The 19,590-nt window shown below is 40.6% G+C and carries 20 protein-coding genes; 10 read left to right on the plus strand and 10 right to left on the minus strand.

Annotated elements, in window-relative coordinates:
* Nucleotides 1-836 precede the first annotated feature (836 nt).
* The 3 genes from AAC155_RS05125 to AAC155_RS05135 are packed head-to-tail and all read right to left on the minus strand — an operon-like array spanning nt 837 to nt 2,693.
* Entirely contained in the window at nt 837-1,253 is a 417-nt protein-coding gene (locus AAC155_RS05125; RefSeq protein WP_113041278.1) for a hypothetical protein, read from the minus strand.
* A 29-nt stretch (nt 1,254-1,282) separates the two neighbouring features.
* A complete protein-coding gene (locus tag AAC155_RS05130) occupies nt 1,283-1,690 on the minus strand; it encodes a hypothetical protein (protein WP_113041279.1) in 408 nt (135 codons plus the stop codon).
* A gap of 1 nt (nt 1,691) precedes the next feature.
* Nucleotides 1,692-2,693, minus strand: coding sequence for a hypothetical protein (locus AAC155_RS05135; RefSeq protein ID WP_113041280.1), 1,002 nt, complete (start codon nt 2,691-2,693; stop codon nt 1,692-1,694).
* Nucleotides 2,694-3,546: 853 nt separating this feature from the next.
* Here AAC155_RS05135 and AAC155_RS05140 point away from each other — a divergent pair.
* Together AAC155_RS05140 and AAC155_RS05145 are read left to right on the plus strand one after the other, a co-directional pair.
* Complete coding sequence (locus AAC155_RS05140) at nt 3,547-3,879, plus strand: DMT family transporter (RefSeq protein ID WP_049581354.1); 333 nt, start codon at nt 3,547-3,549, stop codon at nt 3,877-3,879.
* A gap of 53 nt (nt 3,880-3,932) precedes the next feature.
* The gene (locus tag AAC155_RS05145) at nt 3,933-4,250 is read left to right on the plus strand and encodes a putative hemolysin (protein ID WP_113041281.1); all 318 of its coding nucleotides are present in this window, start codon (nt 3,933-3,935) and stop codon (nt 4,248-4,250) included.
* Between the two features lie 8 nt (nt 4,251-4,258).
* On the opposite strand, the gene AAC155_RS05150 is transcribed toward AAC155_RS05145, so the two are convergent.
* From AAC155_RS05150 to nhaB, 3 genes are all read right to left on the minus strand, one after another.
* Nucleotides 4,259-4,390, minus strand: a complete 132-nt coding sequence (locus tag AAC155_RS05150) for a hypothetical protein (protein ID WP_262405116.1) — start codon at nt 4,388-4,390, stop codon at nt 4,259-4,261.
* Nucleotides 4,391-4,504: 114 nt separating this feature from the next.
* Entirely contained in the window at nt 4,505-5,014 is a 510-nt protein-coding gene (gene dsbB / locus AAC155_RS05155; protein WP_113041282.1) for a disulfide bond formation protein DsbB, read from the minus strand.
* 153 nt (nt 5,015-5,167) lie between these two features.
* Nucleotides 5,168-6,715 (minus strand): sodium/proton antiporter NhaB, encoded by a 1,548-nt coding sequence (nhaB, locus tag AAC155_RS05160; RefSeq protein ID WP_113041283.1) that lies wholly within the window; start codon nt 6,713-6,715, stop codon nt 5,168-5,170.
* A 348-nt stretch (nt 6,716-7,063) separates the two neighbouring features.
* On the opposite strand from nhaB, the gene fadR reads away from it, so the two are divergent.
* The 4 genes from fadR (at nt 7,064) to AAC155_RS05180 (ending at nt 11,705) form a co-directional block, all read left to right on the plus strand.
* Nucleotides 7,064-7,783: a fatty acid metabolism transcriptional regulator FadR gene (gene fadR / locus AAC155_RS05165; protein ID WP_113041284.1), complete on the plus strand. Its 720-nt coding sequence runs from the start codon at nt 7,064-7,066 to the stop codon at nt 7,781-7,783.
* A gap of 523 nt (nt 7,784-8,306) precedes the next feature.
* Entirely contained in the window at nt 8,307-9,617 is a 1,311-nt protein-coding gene (locus tag AAC155_RS05170; RefSeq protein ID WP_113041285.1) for a D-amino acid dehydrogenase, read from the plus strand.
* A gap of 7 nt (nt 9,618-9,624) precedes the next feature.
* Nucleotides 9,625-10,695, plus strand: a complete 1,071-nt coding sequence (gene dadX, locus AAC155_RS05175; protein ID WP_113041286.1) for a catabolic alanine racemase DadX — start codon at nt 9,625-9,627, stop codon at nt 10,693-10,695.
* A gap of 257 nt (nt 10,696-10,952) precedes the next feature.
* Nucleotides 10,953-11,705 carry a MipA/OmpV family protein gene (locus tag AAC155_RS05180; RefSeq protein ID WP_113041287.1) on the plus strand — a complete coding sequence of 251 codons (753 nt, stop codon included), beginning with the start codon at nt 10,953-10,955 and terminating at the stop codon, nt 11,703-11,705.
* Nucleotides 11,706-11,790: 85 nt separating this feature from the next.
* Here AAC155_RS05180 and gapA read toward each other — a convergent pair whose 3' ends face one another.
* Nucleotides 11,791-12,786, minus strand: a complete 996-nt coding sequence (gapA, locus tag AAC155_RS05185) for a glyceraldehyde-3-phosphate dehydrogenase (RefSeq protein ID WP_113041288.1) — start codon at nt 12,784-12,786, stop codon at nt 11,791-11,793.
* Nucleotides 12,787-13,196: 410 nt separating this feature from the next.
* On the opposite strand from gapA, the gene msrB reads away from it, so the two are divergent.
* Nucleotides 13,197-13,607, plus strand: coding sequence for a peptide-methionine (R)-S-oxide reductase MsrB (gene msrB, locus AAC155_RS05190; RefSeq protein ID WP_112875821.1), 411 nt, complete (start codon nt 13,197-13,199; stop codon nt 13,605-13,607).
* Nucleotides 13,608-13,689: 82 nt separating this feature from the next.
* Nucleotides 13,690-13,959 (plus strand): YeaC family protein, encoded by a 270-nt coding sequence (locus AAC155_RS05195; protein WP_112893898.1) that lies wholly within the window; start codon nt 13,690-13,692, stop codon nt 13,957-13,959.
* A gap of 63 nt (nt 13,960-14,022) precedes the next feature.
* On the opposite strand, the gene pncA is transcribed toward AAC155_RS05195, so the two are convergent.
* The 3 genes from pncA to sppA all read right to left on the minus strand — a co-directional run bounded on the left by pncA (nt 14,023) and on the right by sppA (nt 17,809).
* Nucleotides 14,023-14,661, minus strand: coding sequence for a bifunctional nicotinamidase/pyrazinamidase (gene pncA, locus AAC155_RS05200; RefSeq protein WP_113041289.1), 639 nt, complete (start codon nt 14,659-14,661; stop codon nt 14,023-14,025).
* 12 nt (nt 14,662-14,673) lie between these two features.
* Entirely contained in the window at nt 14,674-15,693 is a 1,020-nt protein-coding gene (gene ansA / locus AAC155_RS05205; protein ID WP_113041290.1) for an asparaginase, read from the minus strand.
* A gap of 250 nt (nt 15,694-15,943) precedes the next feature.
* A complete protein-coding gene (gene sppA, locus AAC155_RS05210; protein WP_113041291.1) occupies nt 15,944-17,809 on the minus strand; it encodes a signal peptide peptidase SppA in 1,866 nt (621 codons plus the stop codon).
* Between the two features lie 170 nt (nt 17,810-17,979).
* Between sppA and AAC155_RS05215 the strand changes: the two genes are divergently transcribed.
* Together AAC155_RS05215 and selD are read left to right on the plus strand one after the other, a co-directional pair.
* Nucleotides 17,980-18,531: an NAD(P)H nitroreductase gene (locus AAC155_RS05215; protein WP_113041292.1), complete on the plus strand. Its 552-nt coding sequence runs from the start codon at nt 17,980-17,982 to the stop codon at nt 18,529-18,531.
* Nucleotides 18,532-18,543: 12 nt separating this feature from the next.
* Nucleotides 18,544-19,587 (plus strand): selenide, water dikinase SelD, encoded by a 1,044-nt coding sequence (gene selD / locus AAC155_RS05220; protein ID WP_113041293.1) that lies wholly within the window; start codon nt 18,544-18,546, stop codon nt 19,585-19,587.
* Nucleotides 19,588-19,590: the final 3 nt, after the last annotated feature.

The raw sequence follows: 19,590 nt of genomic DNA on the forward strand, positions 1-19,590 counted from the left end.
TAATATTATTGATGCATGTATTTACTATCAGGTTTATTTATTCTCATTTTTTCGATTAGTAATTGATAAATAAATAGCAACTTGAAACTGACCATAAACACCCAAAAAACGGCCCAGCTTTACAGCTACTGATAAATAAATCCCTTTTTCTATATATGATTCAATAATTTTATACATCTTGCTCTGATTTATTTTGTAAATAATGATTGAGACAACTAAAAAAACAAAAAATGAAATGTAAAGGATAGTCATAATGATAAGAGTTGAACTGTTTATGTTAATTTCCCATTGGTATTTTAATTAATAGGGTGTGTTTTATGTATTCGTTAAATACTTGTATAACAAGAGAAGTAGACAGCTTAAAATGAATAAGAATATAGAGGCAGAAAATAAATGATAATAGATAATCATTATTGATGCAAGTTTTTTAGGTATACTCTTTGCGAACTCATATGCTTCTTGCGGGATGGAATTGCCTATAAAAGCACGAGATATTATAGTCTTTCTTATAGTTATTATCTGGTAGAAAAAACATGATAGATAATAACTCCCATAGAAACCGGAAAACGATATTACATATATAATTTGTGGGATAAAAAACCCATTTTGTATATATTCGTCTATAATTTCTGTGAAGGATTTTTTATTTATTCCATAAAAAACGAATAAAGATAGTAACAAAAACATACTAACTAAAAATAAAGAAAGCATGATAAAGTTAACTGTATTAATTAAGATATTCATGTTATTCACTTACTATTTTATCGATTAAGAAATCTCTTGCTTTGCTTCCGGCAACTCCACCTACTACACTACCGACAGCCACACATATCCATTTAGCACAATGAATAATGTTTTTGAATTAAGACTATTATTGTTGATGTAAAAAATAATGCTCCACCTATATAAGTGGTAATGATATATATTTTTATCCAATGAGTTAAGCTGGAGGGTAGATTTTGAATAAAATCATAAGATTCTTGGTGCATATATTTGCTATCAGGATGATTTTTTTTCATTTTTTTTCCAGTTAACAGCCTGTAGAAGAACATAACGACTTGAAACTGATCACGCATCCTTCCGAAGCGTTGTATTGTTATGCCTGTTGGTAAATAAAATCCTTCTTCTATATATAATTCAATAATTTTATCCATCTTTTTTTGGTTTATTTTGTAAATGGCTATTGATATAAGAAGGATAATTGTTGAAGAGATGTAAAATATAATTAAAATAATAAGAGTGATTATGTTCACATTAAAGTTCCATTGAATTTTTAGTATGATTAAGCGTATTTTTGAAATAGGCATATTGCCATTGATATAATAAAAAATGCAACACTTATATTGATGGTAATGAAACATATTTTTATCCAGTGAGTTAAATTGGGGGGTAAATTTTGAATGAAATCGTAAGACTCTTGTGGCATATATTTACTATTAGGTCTATTTATTCTTATTCTTTTTCCTGTTAATAATTTATAGAAAAATGCGGCAGTATAAAATTGACCGTGAATACCCATAAAATGCCCCATGTATGCTCCTGATGATAAACAAAAACCTTTTTCCATATATAATTCAATAATTTTATCCATCTTTTTTTGATTTATTTTGTAAATAGCTGCTGATATAATGAAAAAACCAATAAAAGAAGCGCAAGAAATAACCAAGATGATGAAAGTGATTCTATTCATATTAAAGTCCCATTGAAGATTCAACAATAAGTTCAAGGAACCATTCTCCACCTTTACTACCGGCATAACCACCTGCAAGACCACCACCCATCATGCAAATTCCAGCAACTAATCCCCCAGTTGTAGCACCAAGAGCAACACATGCTGCGTCTGCGGCAATTCCACCAGCATAACCAAAGACTGCTCCTCCGATTGTTCTACCTGAAAATTTACTATATTCCTTGACGGCCACTTTTTCACATTGTCTTGTTTGCCCATAGTTGCAGGCATCAATAACCTGTCCGGTGGTATCAACAAAATCCAGACCAATGGCAACCCGGCCACCATATTTCATCCATTTAACCATTTTTTCACTTTGTATAATTGTTTGACTATATCCCTTTATTGCGCCAATCCCTGCTTTATCCCATTGGTGAGCAATGGCTTTGGTTGATAATTTTAGCGCATGTTTTAAATTAGGATGTTGGTCGATTTTCAAAGAGAGTCGGCCAACTTTATTTAATAATCCCTTTAAGTTGCCCATAATCAGTTGTCTTTCTACATAAAACTCGGGACTGGCAAATTTTCGGTTTAGCCCATTTAACCGATATTCTCTTTGATAAAGCTTCTGTAACTTTGACAGATTTTTTTTGATTTGGGAGAAATAAGTGTTACCCAGTGATGATGCGGTACCAACCAAGGTTCCTCCTTGATCAAGTACATAGTGAAACAGGCCAAAATGACGATGCAAAAACACAGCATATTCATTAGGCAGAGCTGAAACGGATTGGTTGACTTCATACTGAGATTGTTTCAATAGCTGTATGATATGCGGCGGATTATAAGCGTCTGGATCTGCCACCAGCAGGATTTGTCCCGGTTTTAGGAATCGGTAATTTGAATTTAATTCCATAAAATAGCGGGCCGCTTCGCTATTTGAATGGCTGAATAACAGACTTGCTTGAAAACTCAATCCTCCAGGTTGCTGTACGACACAGAAACCGGGTTGAATGTTTCTTTTCATAATACTCTATTTGTTCCTGTGGTAGCTTTTAACATGTTGGTTCAACGTTAGGTAACATAACTTAATCAGATAATCGGATTATCTTCAATATATGATAAATGGGTTGCTAATCCCTACAGAGTGAGAATTCATAGGAGTTTAGGTGATGTATAGATTCAATCTGACTTTGTCTGTTTATATTGATTAATATACGGTTTTTTCTGTGATAAAGGATAGAAATAGTGAGAGGAATTTGTTATATATTTAGTCTGACGACAAGCCGACAATATTTACATTTATATAAGGCAATTAACGATTCATTACAATTCTTTTATTGAAATCAAAGGAAAACAACCCAGAATGAGAACTTGAACATAAGGTAAATTAACTAGGTGTAATTTATGGCAAATATGATTTATACCCGTCATCTTTCAAGTTGCCTCTTTGTTGGCTGCACTCGCTCACATCGTTATCTATGCTCCCGGGGATTCACTCCCTTGCCGTCGCGATCCATCTTGAAATCCATAAGGTATAGGATTATTTTTAACTTATATTTTTACCGGTTTTTAATTCTACCGCGCTATGTTTTCTTAGAAATCCTAAAGGGTATCGTACGAATGAGTCTGATCTAAATCTCAAAGCGATAACCTATCATTAGCGCTTTTCTATATTCCTTGTAAAATATCTCCAACGATTTTCCTGCCTGTACAGTACTTCTGTTGAACAGGTAGCAAATAAGGTTTGAATTGGATTTAAGGAACGAAATATATCAATTTTGTTACGTTACACCTTAAAGCGTTTGTGATAGATTCAATCCGTTTTTGTCTATTAATGTTGGTCGATTTATTTTTTCTACTATAGCGAGAGTAAAGATATGAATGGATTTGTATATTTAGCAATGGCAATTGTTGCTGAAGTTATAGCAACGGCTTCATTAAAAGCCTCTGATGGGTTTAGTAAATTATTCCCTTCTATACTGGTCATTGTTGGATACGGTATCGCTTTCTGGGGGTTATCTCAGGTAGTCAAAGTTGTGCCATTAGGAATCGCTTACGCCATATGGTCTGGCTTGGGTATTGTGTTGGTTTCTGTTGCCGCGATATTTTTATATCAGCAGAAGCTGGATTGGGCGGCTATTTTAGGTATGGCTCTTATTGTTGCTGGTGTAATGGTAATAAACCTGCTTTCTAACAGCAGTGCACATTAATTAACAATTAATAGTGTTCCTGTTTTCCCTGAATCGTTTTCTGGAGAAGAGATATGTTAAACGCCAGTAATAAGAAAGGATGCCAAACAGTCTTATTAGGAGTACTCTTTAGTCTTGCTGTATTAGCTGGTTGTAGTCGCCAGACAGGGAAAACATCCACCCAATATCAGGGGATACAATACTTTCAACCAAAAAATTTTCAACCAGAAGTTGCTCTTAGGGACAATGCCAGAGCAATTTGTTCTGATGTGGGTGGTATGCCTGCATTCGCAATACAATTAAATGGTGCGCAAATACCTGTTTGCCAGTTGGTAAATGGTAAGCGTTGTGATGAAAGGGCATTGTTGCAAGGTTCTTGTGCATCAATTTGAGGTAGAAATTAACCAACTTGATATGTGCAGAACATGCCGTTCGGATTTCCGGTTATAGGAGCCTTGGGCATAATTCTGCGAGTATACCCGTCATCTTTCAAGTTGCTTCTTTGTTGGCTGCACTCGCTCACCCCGGTCACATAGTTACCTATGCTCCCGGGGATTCACTCCCTTGCCGTCGCGATGCATCTTGAAATCCATAGGGTATATATTTGATTCATCAGACAATCATTTTCACCTGTCTGAGTTGGTAATTATTTACGAATAAAAAATTGGCTGATTAATACGAGTACAGCAGTAACTAAATAAGCAGCAAAAATACCGACTAGCCATTGTGGCATCTCTAAGGTCAGGAATTGCCATTGTCTTACTGAACAATCACCTGTAGCTTCGAATACAGAAGGAAGCCATTGGTTTAACGCCAACCATGAAGGGAAGTTTACGAAGAAATCACAGGTATTAAATGGAGAAGGGTGCAACTGCATCATAGTATGTTCCCATGCGAGTTGCAGGCCACTCCAGGCACTGTAGGCCCACAAAATAATAGCCAGCCAGCGTAACGGCGTTTTTGGTGCGATTACACCTAATATCCCAGCGCCCAACACACCAAACAGAGCAACCCGTTCATAAATACACATCACGCAGGGTTGTAATTTCATCGCATGTTGAAAATATAATGCCGAGCTTTCTAGTATCAGGGCAGTCAAAATCATTAACAGCCATGCGCTTCGTCCTTGAGAACAGTGGTTCAAAAATCGCATCATTTCCGTTTTTCCATGCAGATTAAGATAAACAATTGAGCGCCTATTTTGCCGATTTACAGGTAACAAAAAAAGTCAATTAAGGTAAATCTGGCTTTTCCGGGGAAAAATAAAACCGTATTGAGCGTAATCATTGCTCAATACGGCATGGGTTGGTTATGGCAAAGCAATTAATCCCCAATGAACCATCATGTCAGTGACTGGAATTAGCAGAAATTCTACACACAGCAAACCGACCAGTGTCATGACAATAGTATAAGGTAATGCCATTATCACCATGCGGCCATAAGATAAACGAATCAATGGTGATAATGTCGACGTCAACAAGAACAGAAATGCGGCTTGTCCGTTAGGTGTGGCAACGGAAGGCAGGTTTGTGCCGGTATTAATCGCAACAGCCAGATATTCAAATTGTTTATGTGAAATCAGGCCCTCTTGCATAGCCGCTCTTGCTTCATTGATATAAACCGTACCGACAAACACGTTATCTGATACTGATGAGAGTAAGCCATTGAACAGATAGAACAGGGAAAGTTGGGAAGTTTCAGAAACCTGTAATACGAACTGAATAAATGGCGTAAACAGTTGCTGATCAACAATGACTGCAACGATAGAAAAGAAAACGGTTAGTAATGCCGTGAAGGGTAGTGCTTCTTCAAATGCTTTACCCAGTGCATGTTCTTCGGTAATACCACAGAACGACGTAGTTAGAATGATGACTGAAAGGCCAATTAGACCAACTTCTGCCAGATGAAATGCCAGTGCGACAATGAGCCATATACCGATTAGCGCTTGAGCAATAAGCTGTGCTTTTTCTTTACGTGTTCGTTTTGCGCTGGTTTTTTTATCGTAATCTTCCAATACCTGTCGGACGCGTTCTGGCAATTCTGTACCATAACCGAACAATTTAAAGTGTTCGACCAGAAAACAGACTAGCAGCCCGCAGATAAAGACAGGTAGGGTAATTGGAGCCATGCGAATAAAGAAGGTGACAAAATCCCAATTAACGTTTTTGGCGATAATCAGATTTTGGGGTTCTCCTACCATCGTCATTACACCACCGAGTGCAGTACCTATACCTGCATGCATCATCAGACTGCGCAAAAAAGCGCGAAACTGTTCAAGAGTTTGTTTCTTTTTTGCTATATCAGTACCATTGTCATATTTAGTATTAATTACATCATGCTGCTCAGTAATGAAGTTGTTGTAGATAGAATAAAAACCAAGGGAAACACTAATAACTACCGCGATCACGGTTAGGGCATCAAGAAATGCTGACAGGAATGCGCTGGCTAGGCAGAATGCTAAGGCAAGCATACGCTTAGATTTTATGGAGAGCAGGAGTTTGGTGAAAGCAAATAAGAGTAATTGCTTCATAAAGTAAATTCCTGCGACCATAAATATCAGCAACAGTATAACTTCCAAGTTATTAGCAATTTCATGACCAACTTGTTGAGGTGAGGTCATGCCGATAATGACCGCTTCAATTGCCAACAGGCCACCTGGTTGTAGCGGGTAACATTTAAGTGCCATTGCTAAAGTAAAGATAAATTCGATAACAAGCAGCCAGCCTGCGACAAATGGATTAATAAAGAAGAATATCAATGGGTTGGTGATGAGAAAGATGGTGATAGCTAGCTTATACCAATCTGGCGAGTTGCCGAGAAAGTTTTTTACCGCTGTTTTTAGGATACTGGTTTCCATTGCAATTAAAGTTCCTCTAAATTCGTAAAATTGTGTTCTTTAAACAATAGTACGCTTTTATACAGAATGTTTTAAGGGAAATGAGGTATACCCGTTATCTTTCAAGTTGCCTCTTTGTTGGCTGCACTCACTCACCCCGGTCACATAGTTATCTATGCTCCCGGGGATTCGCTCCCTTGCCGTCGCGATGCATCTTGAAATCCATAGGGTATATAACTAAGCATTAGTACGCTTTTTTTTCATGGCCGCCTTTACGCTTTCTAGACTACATAGCTATATTGAAGTTGCGTATTCTGATATAATTTCGTCTATTATTAGTTGAAAAAATCACGTTGGAATAATAAAAATATGGTCATTAAGGCTCAAAGTCCCGCAGGTTTTGCGGAAGAGTATATTATTGAGAGTATATGGAACGGCCGTTTTCCTCCAGGCTCCATTCTTCCGGCAGAACGTGAATTATCTGAGTTAATTGGTGTGACAAGGACCACCCTGCGTGAAGTATTGCAGCGTTTGGCTCGTGATGGATGGTTAACTATTCAGCATGGCAAACCAACAAAAGTGAATAACTTTTGGGAAACATCGGGTCTTAATATTTTAGAGACTCTGGCCCGTCTTGATCACGATCGCGTTCCTGAGTTGATTGATAACCTACTGGCGGTGAGAACGAATATTGCGGCGATATTTATTCGCACGGCTTTTAAGCACAATCCGGGGAAATCATTGGAAGTATTGGCAGAAAAAGAGCATGTGGAAGATAATTCAGAGTCGTTTAGTATGCTAGATTATGATATTTTCCGTGGTTTGGCTTTTGCTTCAGGTAATCCAATTTATGGCCTTATTATCAATGGGTTGAAAGGGCTATATACCCGTATAGGACGTTATTACTTCTCTAATCCTGAGGCGCGTAAATTGGCGCTGAATTTTTATCAGCAACTGGTGATATTATGTCGTGATAAATCTTACGATAACGTTATGGAATGTGTACGTAACTATGGTAAAGAGAGCGGTATCATTTGGCACAGTATGCAAAGTACGATGCCAAGTGATTTGTCTGAAGTGCGTCGCTGATATCTCGTTAGTATTTTTACTTAATCCCAGGCCTTATCCGATCTAGTCGTTTCAAATCAAAATTATTTTAAATTGACCCGGTGCAGAATACTCTGTACCGGGCGTTTTGTTTCTTTTTTCTCATTCAATCTCAAGCCAATTGTTAATGTCTCTATTTCAGAATATTATTCTGATTTTTTGGTTTTTTATTGGGTTTTTATTTTGATTAATTGATGGTTGTTGGTATCTTGTGGTTGTTTAATTGATTCATTTTTTTCACCGAAAAACTCAGAATAATAACTTGATATGAAATAATTAGCATGTGTTTCATATCGTAATTATTATCTTAATTTTATGATTTTAATATTAATTTTCATAAGTTGGGTATGTATAAATCACAAATAAGCCTGTTGCATAAATGTAATCTAATTGTGACCTAAATCATAAATGTAGATTATTGACGTGACCGATGATTGTTCTATATTGGTTTTTTATAACCAGCATATTATGCTTGCCTAAAATTTTAAATCGTCCGGGGGCCATGATGAAAATCCTTATTTTAGGTAGTGGTGTTATTGGTGTAACCAGTGCCTGGTATTTGGTACAGCAAGGTCATGAAGTCACTGTCATTGATCGCCAGGGAAGTGCTGCTGAGGAAACCAGTGCGGCTAATGCCGGGCAGATCTCGCCGGGATACGCGACCCCATGGGGAGCGCCGGGTATTCCATTGAAAGCGGTTAAATGGATGTTTCAACGTCATGCTCCATTGGCTATTCGTCCAGATGGATCGTTGTTTCAGTTACGCTGGATGTGGCAGATGCTGCGTAATTGTGATGCAAGTCACTATGCGATAAATAAGAGCCGGATGGTACGACTGGCAGAGTACAGCCGTGACTGTATCAAACAATTGAGGGCCGATACGGGTATTCAATACGAAGGGCGGCAGGGGGGCACGCTTCAATTATTCCGCACCAATAAGCAGTTTGATAATGCCGTGAATGACATCGCCGTTCTTGAACAGGAAGGTGTTCCTTACAATTTATTAACGGCAGATAAGCTAGCGACAGTAGAGCCGGCATTGGCACATGTCGCTGACAAACTGACGGGGGGCTTACAATTACCGAACGACGAAACGGGTGATTGTCAGCTTTTTACTAAAGAGTTGGCAAAAATGGCAGAAGCGGCAGGCGTAACGTTTCTGTTTAATAAACAGGTCAAACAGTTATTGGTGGAAGGGCATCGGATTACCGGCGTCCAGTGCGAAGATGGTGTTATGACAGCAGATAACTATGTTGTTGCAATGGGAGCTTATTCCACTGAATTACTGAAAGGTCTTGTCAAAATTCCAGTATATCCACTGAAAGGTTATTCATTAACTATGCCTATTGTCGATGCACAACGGGCTCCGGTATCTACTGCATTGGATGAAACCTACAAAATTGCGATTACCCGGTTTGATAACCGTATTCGTGTGGGTGGAATGGCAGAAGTTGTCGGTTTCAATTTGAATCTGCTTAAAGCACGTTATGAAACATTGAAAATGGTGGTGCAAGACCTTTATCCAGGCGGTGGCGATATTACTCAGACTCATTTTTGGACAGGATTACGTCCAATGACACCAGATGGTACGCCAATTGTTGGGCCGACTGAATATCACAATCTCTACCTAAATACAGGGCATGGTACATTGGGATGGACAATGGCATGCGGTTCCAGTCAATTGCTGGCTGATATTATTTCGGGTAAAAAGCCTGCCATTGCATCTGATGATTTATCAGTATTTCGTTATTTTAATGGTTTTAATACAAAATTGGTGCCATTTAGCCATCAATTACACACTGAACTGAGAGGCTAAATAGAATATGCCACGTCCGATTTCGGCAACGATCCATCTTGATGCATTGGAAAATAATCTGGCGATTATTCGTAATAAGGTCGGTAATAGTAAAATCTGGGCTGTTGTTAAAGCAAATGCTTATGGGCATGGTCTGCATTGTATATGGCGGTATCTTGATCAGGCTGATGGATTTGCTTTACTTGATTTTCATGAAGCGATTTTATTGCGGGAGCAGGGGTGGCAGGGGGCAATCTTACTATTGGAAGGGTTTTTCAAACCGGAAGATTTGCCAATAATTGATGAATATCAGTTGACAACGGTAGTGCATAGCCATTGGCAACTTGAAGCAATAGAAGCAGCCAATTTGAGTAAACCCATCAATATTTACCTCAAACTCAATAGCGGTATGAATCGATTGGGATTTCCTGTGGATCAATATAGCGCGGTTTTATCATTAGCAAGAGGTATCCGGCAAATTGGGCAAATAACGTTAATGTCACATTTTGCGAATGCGGATAATAAGGAGATCGGTGTTACTGAACAACTTAACGTTATTAATTCGGTGAGTCAGGGGTTGGATATTTCTCAATGTTTGGCTAATTCAGCTGCTTCTTTGTGGTATCCACAAACTCATAGAGATTGGGTACGTCCCGGTATCGTGCTTTATGGTGCCTCACCGAGTGGAAAGTGGAAAGATATTGCCGATATTGGGTTGAAAGCGGTGATGAGTCTGCAAAGTGAGATTATTGCTATTCAGAATCTCAAGGCAGGAGACAAAATAGGTTATGGCAGTAAATATACAGTGTCAGGCCCTATGCGCGTCGGTATCGTCGCCTGTGGCTATGCTGATGGTTATCCCCGTTGTGCAATGACGGGAACACCGATTATTGTCGATGGCGTTAGGACCCAAGTATTAGGTACAGTATCAATGGACATGTTGTCGGTGGATTTAACGCCTTGTCCGCAGGCCCAAATTGGCAGTCGTGTTGAATTGTGGGGGCAAAATTTGCCGGTGGATGATGTGGCGGAGAGCTCTGGAACGATTGGCTATGAATTATTGTGCGCATTGGCAAATCGGGTCCCGGTATCTATATGATGTCGTTAAATACTAGGTAGCGTGTCAAATAGTCGTCACCGTTTGGTATTATTGCAGTAAATAAGTTACCGTTTTGGCTAAATTAATATATCTTTGTTTTCTCTAATCTGTCTATTTTTGTCAGAATAATTAGGCGGGCACTAAACATATTGTGCTTTTTAAGGCAAAATAGGACGTTATTACTTGGAAATGAGGGAAATGATCTTTTACACTTGATATAGCTAATCGCATAATTGTTTTAAAGGAAATAGTTAATCATGATCAACAAAGCTAAAATTTTAGCCACAGTCGTCACTTTTTGTCTTTCTTCATCTTTAGCTTATGCGGGACAGTGGTCAATTGGCGCCTCTGTTTTAGCTGAGGCATCACCTTATAAGGGGGTAAAGAATAAAGATAAAGTGTTGTTTGTTCCAATGGTTAATTATGAAAGTGACAATTTCTATTTTCGTACTTTAGCCGCCGGATATTATTTGTGGAATCAACCAAAAGATCAGCTATCTTTAGATGTCTATTACTATCCTCAAAATTTTCGCCCAAAAGATAATGAAGATAAGCAGATGAAAAAGTTGGATCGTCGCCATGATACTATGATGGGCGGCTTTAGCTATCGTCATATTGAAGATTGGGGAACGTTGCGTAGCTCTTTTGCTGCGGATACTTTGGGTAAAAGTAAAGGCATAACGATTGACCTAGGTTATTTATATGAATTTAAAAGTGATGATTGGTCATTACAACCAGGATTAGGTGTGGTTTGGAATAGTAAAAAACAAAATCGTTATGAATATGGTATTAAAGATAGTGAATCACGCCATAGCGGACTAGAAAAATATACTCCAGATGATAGTTGGACTCCCTATCTGGAATTATCTGCTAATTATAAATTTAACCAGGAATGGTCTGTATTTATGATGGGGCGCGTTGAGCGTTTACCGAGTGAAATTAAAGATAGCCCAATGGTTAATAAGTCATATTCAAGTATTGTTTGGACAGGTGTTACATATAGTTTTTAATTACTCACGGCGATAATATACCCAATGCATCTTGAAATCCATAGGGTATAAAAGAGCTGCCGGGGAAAGGCAGCTCTTTTCACAGTTATTTGGAGATATGAGCAATCAGATCCAGAACTTTGTTAGAGTAACCGGTTTCGTTGTCGTACCAGGAAACCAGTTTTACAAAGTTGTCGTTCAGAGCGATACCTGCTTTTGCGTCAAATACAGAAGTCAGTTTTTCGCCATTGAAATCGTTAGATACGACATCATCTTCGGTGTAACCCAGCACGCCTTTCAGTTCACCTTCAGCCGCATCTTTGATTGCATCGCAGATTTGTTGATAAGTGGCTGGTTTTTCCAGACGTACAGTCAGATCAACAACAGATACGTTAGGCGTAGGAACGCGGAAAGCCATGCCAGTCAGCTTACCATTTAGTTCAGGGATAACTTTACCCACAGCTTTAGCTGCGCCGGTAGATGATGGGATAATATTCTGAGCAGCGCCACGACCACCACGCCAATCTTTCGCAGAAGGACCGTCAACGGTTTTCTGAGTTGCCGTTGTTGCGTGAACTGTGGTCATCAGACCTTCAACAATGACGAATTTATCATTGATAACTTTAGCCAGCGGTGCCAGACAGTTAGTGGTACAGGAAGCATTGGAAACGATCTCCTGACCTGCATAAGTTTTGTGATTAACCCCCATAACAAACATAGGCGTGTCATCTTTGGATGGGCCGGTCAGAACAACTTTTTTCGCACCAGCGGCAATGTGCTTACGTGCAGTTTCGTCAGTCAGGAAAATACCTGTTGCTTCTGCAACAACATCAACACCTACTTCATTCCATTTCAGGTTAGCTGGATCTCTTTCTGCTGTAACGCGGATAGCTTTGCCGTTAACAATCAGGTGGCCGTCTTTTACTTCAACAGTGCCGTTGAAGCGACCGTGAGTTGAATCGTATTTCAGCATGTAAGCCATGTATTCGGCGTCGAGCAAATCGTTGATTGCAACGATTTCGATGTCTGAACGTTCTTGTGCAGCACGGAAAACAATACGGCCAATACGACCAAAACCGTTGATACCTACTTTGATAGTCATAGTGTTCCACCAGCTATTTTTTAGTGAATTAAAAATTATTACTAAAGTTACCAAAACCTTGCCAGCCGTCAAGCGGAATCGTGTCAATAGCTGAAAAACATTAGCTTTGAGTTCATCATTTAGACGCTTGCTATAGGGTACTGGCAATCGAGCCGCCCATCATTATCAAGGCACAGACAGATATTGAAAGTTAATTGGTTAGATATGCGAGTCACATCACAAATAGTAGGATATACCCGTCATCTTTCAAGTTGCCTCTTTGTTGGCTGCACTCACTTACCCCGGTCACATAGGGTATAGACAGATTCAGTTAACCACTTAAAATAAATTCCACTGATGTAATGTTAATTTTTTGTTATTATTAATCAATTATTATTGAGAGCATGAGTCTTATTATTAAGGTGGTCGTTATGACTAAGAATCCTGATGTTTCCCTTTATAAAGAACTAACCGATATTCAGCGTCACGTAACCCAGAATGCCGGGACAGAGCCGCCATTCTCAGGGAAATTGCTACATAATAAGAAAAGTGGCGTGTATCATTGTTTGTGCTGCGAGCAGCCGTTATTTATGTCTGACACTAAATTTGATTCTGGTTGTGGCTGGCCGAGTTTTTACCAGCCTGCCACTCATGATGCAGTGCAGTATCTTGATGATGATAGTCACAATATGCATCGTATTGAGGTTCGTTGCGGTCATTGTAACGCTCATTTGGGGCATGTGTTCCCTGATGGACCGCAGCCGACAGGAGAGCGTTTTTGTATCAACTCGGTTGCATTAAGCTTTACTGATGAAAATACAGGCGAAAAAACAGTAGGTTAATCGTTTTTATTATTGCGAGCATAATCTTAGTTTACGTAAAAAATCGTTTCAGCTAATTCTGGAAAATAATGAGGAAATATCAATGGAACTGGATGATCTGTTATCTGTAATGACACCAGAAATATATCAACGCCTGGTTCAGGCAGTAGAACTGGGTAAATGGCAGGATGGTGAGCCTCTAACGGTAGAGCAGAAAGAGCATAGTTTGCAAATGATTATGCTATGGCAATCAAGGCATAACCATGATCCGCAACATATGACGATTGGTACTGACGGCCAGTTGGTGATGAAGAGTAAACAAGAACTGAAAGCGATCTTTCAGTCTAAAATGGTGGCAACATTCAAGCCATAATCTTTGGCAAATTAGGTGTGAAAAGGCTGAGTGTGTAAAACTCAGCCTGACCTTGGATTGATATCAGAGAAGAGTATCTTCTAGTTGATCAAGTTCTATCAATATAGCGCCTCGCTCGTTTAGCTCTTTGAAGGCTGATTGGCTATCATTTGGACTAAGGTTAACCCCTCGACAGCCATCCGTAATGACCCAGGTTTCATAACCTAATGCCAGCGCATCTAGCGCGGTAAATTTCACACAATAGTCAGTGGCGATCCCAATAATAAACAGACGTTCAATTTGCTGTGTTTGCAACCAGTCATCAAGCCGGGTTTTATTCTGACGGCCGTTGTCAAAGAAAGCACTGTAACTATCGATCTGTGGATTTTCTCCTTTGTAGAAAATTTCAACAATTGCCTGCTTGTTTAGCTGTGGATGGAAATCAGCGCCATGCTGATTTTGAACGCAGTGTACCGGCCACCATACTTGCGGAATACCGTTTAATAGACCGATATCGCCGATCTTCTGGCCGGAATTTACGGCAAAGCTCATATGTTCAGCAGGATGCCAGTCTTGGCTGGCAATAATGCTGATATTGTGTTTCAGACAAATAGCCATTGCCTGATTTGCCGCAACAATGACTTGTTCACTCTCTTCTACGGCTAAAGCACCGCCGGTACAGAAGTCGTTCTGTAGATCAATAAGTAATAGGGCCGTTTTCATCTCTTTCCTTGATTATTTATCAGCATAACTTAATTCACCGCGTAAATTTTGTTGCATTAAATAACGAATTTTTTCATTGTCATAGGGTTGACTGAGTAAATAGTGCAACTTGGTTAAAGTTGCTTCAAAAGTCATATCGTAGCCGCTTATCACCCCCGCTTCAGCCAGAGCATGGCCCGTTGCATATCCTTCCATATTTACTCGGCCAGAAATGCATTGAGTCAAATTAACGACCACGATCCCTCTCTCTGTTGCCTGTTTTAGCTCTTTTAATAATTCAGGGTGTTGAGGTGCGTTTCCGACGCCATATGAGCGCAGGATGAGAGCCTTAACCGGTTGCATCAAAATATTATTCACAATCTGACTGGAAAGGCCGGGATAAATGGTGATTACGCCAATGGGCTGAGGGGTAATCTGATGGGTAATAAATTTACCGTGACTAGCAAAGGTGGAATCTGTATTGAAGGTTTTAATATTAATACCGGCTTCCATTAATGGAGAACAGTTTGGTGAAGCAAAAGCATCGAAACCGTCGGCATGCGCTTTGACGGTCCGGTTCCCACGAAACAGTTTATTATTGAAAAACAGGCTGACCTCGTTAACCGGGTAATTAGCGGCAAGATAAAGCGCATTCAACAAGTTTGTCTGCCCATCAGAGCGCAGTGCTTCCAGTGGGATTTGTGACCCGGTGACAATGATTGGCTTACCTAGATTCTCAAACATAAAGGAGAGGGCAGATGCCGTAAATGCCATTGTATCCGTACCATGCAGGATCACGAACCCATCATAATCATGGTAATTTTCTCGGATATCATCAGCGATAAATTGCCAGTCTTCTGGGGTCATATCCGAAGAATCGATCAATGGTTGATGTTCACGGATGGTGAATGTCGGCATCTCCGGTCGATGAAATTCAGGCATCTTTGTTAATTGGCGTTGTAAATGCCCGGAAACGGGGATGTATCCCTGAGATGAGCGTTGCATCCCAATAGTTCCACCAGTATAGACGACATAAATAGATTTCTTCTGCATGACTGTACCTCATAAAAAGATCAGCAGGATTATAGGAGTATTGCAGAATAAAAAAAGCCTGACAGGGCATCTGTCAGGCTAAATTAATCGAGTTATTACTAGAATCATGCATTGTTATATACCCTATGGATTTCAAGATGCATCGCGACGGCAAGGGAGCGAATCCCCGGGCGCATAGATAACGATGTGACCGGGGTGAGCGAGTGCAGCCAACAAAGAGGCAACTTGAAAGATAACGGGTATAGGTTGTTTAGCGAACATCTCCGCAATTTAAACAGAATGCATAACGATTTTGTGGATCATTCAGATGGCGATAGAACTCACTCTGTTGTTTCACTTCCTGAGCTACCTGCACCAATGGAGCGGGTAGCCAGGCTTGAACTGCTTCCGGCACGATAGCCTGTGCGGTTGTTGTTAACTGGTTCATCAGCAACTCACTGAATGACATTTCAGGTTGCATCCAGTCAAGATCAGGGTTATCCAATTTCGCCAATTCAGCCGCTTTGGTGACCGCATCATCGAAATCCCCTAATTGGTCGACCAATCCATTGGTTTTCGCATCATTACCCGTCCACACATGCCCCTGAGCAATTTTATCGATTTCTTCACGTGTTTTATGGCGTGAAGTAGCAACAAGGCCAATAAAGTTGTTATAGCCGTTCTCAATATTAAGTTGCATCAGTGCTGAGAACTCTTTGCTGAGTCCTTTAGTAACAGAAATACCCGCGAGTGGTGTGGTAGAAACGCCATCAGTATGGATACCAATATGTTCCAGACTGTTTTCATAAGTGGTAATGACACCGAAGATACCGATAGAACCCGTCAACGTACTTTGGTTTGCGATGATGTAATTAGCCGGGGTCGCGATCCAGTAGCCACCAGAGGCCGCCATTCCCCCCATAGAAACCACCACAGGTTTATTCGTTGCACGTAGCGCAGCCAGTTCAGTGCGGATAACATCAGAAGCACTTACACTGCCACCAGGGCTGTTTACCCGCAGAATAACGGCTTTGATATTATCATCCAGACGAGCTTGACGGATTTGAGCAGCGGTTGTGTCACCGCCAACCATGCCTTGAGTCTGCTGCCCATCGATGATTGCACCTTGTGCGACAATAACGGCGATATTGCCTTTAGATGATAACCTGCCTTCTATCAATTGCGGTGCATAATCATAAATGCTGATAGCATTGAAGTGACGGTTTTTCTCGTCCCAACCAAAGGCTTTTATCAGGTCATTTTCAATGACATTGCGTGGCGCAACATAATCGACCAGTTTGTATTTAAGTGCATATTGTGCATTGTCTCCGCCAACAGCACGTAAGTTAGCAATCATCTCATCAGCACCTGGGAATACTTGATGAACAGAAAGCTTGCGGTTGGTAGCGACAGTGTTGAGGTAGTTGTGCCACAGACCGTTGACCCAGCGGTTATCAGCTTCGCGGGCAGCGGGGGACATATCATCACGCATAATTGGTTCAACGGCTGATTTATACGTCCCGACCCGGAAAATATGCGCGGTGACTTTCAGTGAATCCAACAGGGATTTGTAATACAGGTTATTGGTTGAATAGCCATAAAGGCCAACCGTTCCTTGTGGCGATAGGTAGATTTTATCGGCAAAGGTAGCCAGATAATATTGTGACTGATTATAACTATCACTGATAGCATAAACCGGTTTACCGGAAGCTTTAAACTCATTAATTGCCTTACCGATATACTGCATAGATGGCTGGTCGGTGCCGATGAAATCATCAAGTTTCAGCACCAGACCGGTGATTTTGTTATCGGTTTTTGCTTGGCGAATGCTATCAACAATATCAAACAGGGAGTTTTCCTGGAATTTATTGCTGGATGTACCAAACAACTCACGGCCTAATTGAGTCAATGGAGTACGGCTGGAGACCTGATCCACAATGATACCGGTGAGATTGACATATAATGCTCCTTGATAACTATCTGCCGTTTTGTTTGTCTGTTGGTAAATCAGAAAACCACCAACCACAATCAGAATTAGCATGATAAAAATCAGGTTTGAAATGACTTCCCGAATAAAATTTAATAGTCGCCAACTCCATTTAAATAATCTTGCGATCAACTTCCATAAAATACGCATATCATCTCCAAAAATAGGATCAAGTGAAGCTATCCTAATGATCAGGCAGGTAAATGTCAGCTTCAAATAGTGGCATATTGCCTGAAAAGACGGCTTTAGGGCTTTTATTTGTTAACAAATAAACAGAAAATGTTAGCTTATACCAAAATACATTACTTAGGAGAGAAAAAATGGATGCACTAGAACTTTTGTTGAACAGACGCTCAGTATCACGTTTAACAACCCCCGCGCCTCAAGGTGAAGTATTACAGCATATTCTGGCGGCGGCAATGAGAGCACCTGATCATGGTGCATTACGTCCGTGGCACTTTATTGTCATGCAGGATGAAGGTATTGAGCGATTCAGTCGATTACTCCATCAAGCAGCCATTGATAGTCAGCTTGGCGCTGAGGCGGAAGAAAAAGCGAGAAATGCGCCTTATCGCGCGCCATTAATCATCGCTGTTATTGCAAAAGTGGCTGAGAATTCCAAAATACCTGAATGGGAGCAGGTGGTTTCAGCGGGTTGTGCTGTACATGCGATGCAAATGGCGGCTGTGGCTCAAGGGTTTGGTGGTATCTGGCGTACGGGTTCATGGACTGATGATAATACCGTGCGTGCTGGTTTGGGTTGTCATGAACATGACAAAATAGTGGGTTTTCTCTACCTTGGAACGCCTGCACTAAAAGCACCAAATAAGGTTACTGCGCCTGATATGACCAATTTTGTCAGCTACTTGTAACCGGGGTCTGTTATGTCAACAGAAGTTCGTCTTACCCAATACAGCCACGGTGCTGGATGCGGTTGTAAAATTTCACCAAAAATTTTGGAAACCATTCTGCATAGTGAGCAGGAAAAATTTCTTGATCCTCACTTACTGGTTGGTAATGAAACCCGTGATGATGCTGCGGTTTATGATATTGGCAATGGTACCGGCATTATCAGTACGACAGATTTCTTCATGCCGATTGTCGATGATCCATTTGATTTTGGGCGCATTGCTGCAACAAATGCTATCAGCGATATTTATGCGATGGGCGGTAAACCTATTATGGCGATAGCTATTTTGGGATGGCCTATTGATAAATTGGCGCCGGAAATTGCCCGTCAGGTGATTGAAGGTGGCCGGGCTGCGTGTAAAGAGGCTGGGATTGTACTGGCGGGAGGGCACTCTATTGATGCACCTGAACCTATTTTTGGTTTGGCTGTAACCGGTATCGTTAATATTGGCCGAGTGAAACAGAACAGTGCCGCGAAAGCGGGAAGCCAGCTATTTCTGACAAAGCCACTTGGCATTGGTGTATTGACCACGGCGGAGAAAAAAGGCTTGCTGTTACCTGAACATCAGGGAATTGCGATAGAAACCATGTGCCGCTTAAATAAATTGGGGATAGATTTTGCTGAGGTGGCTGGCGTTACAGCAATGACCGATGTAACCGGGTTTGGCCTCTTAGGGCATTTAAGTGAAATTTGTGTCGGATCGGGGGTTCAGGCTACTCTCCATTTTGCAAAAGTGCCTAAACTGCCGGAAGTGGAATCCTATATTGAAAAGGGTTGTGTTCCGGGGGGAACCGGGCGTAACTTTGATAGTTACGGTCATCTTATTGGTGAAATGACAGAACTTCAGCGCAAACTGTTATGTGATCCGCAAACATCCGGTGGCCTGCTGTTGGCTGTTCTACCAGAAGCTATGGACGAAGTGAAAGCGATTGCACGATGTCATGGCATCGAACTGACCGCGATTGGTGAATTGTCTGAGCAACAGTCAGGCAGAGTACTCATTGAGGTTAATGAATAATAT

It is taken from the genome of Photorhabdus sp. HUG-39 (assembly GCF_963878365.1).
In the GTDB taxonomy this organism is placed as follows: domain Bacteria; phylum Pseudomonadota; class Gammaproteobacteria; order Enterobacterales; family Enterobacteriaceae; genus Photorhabdus; species Photorhabdus kayaii.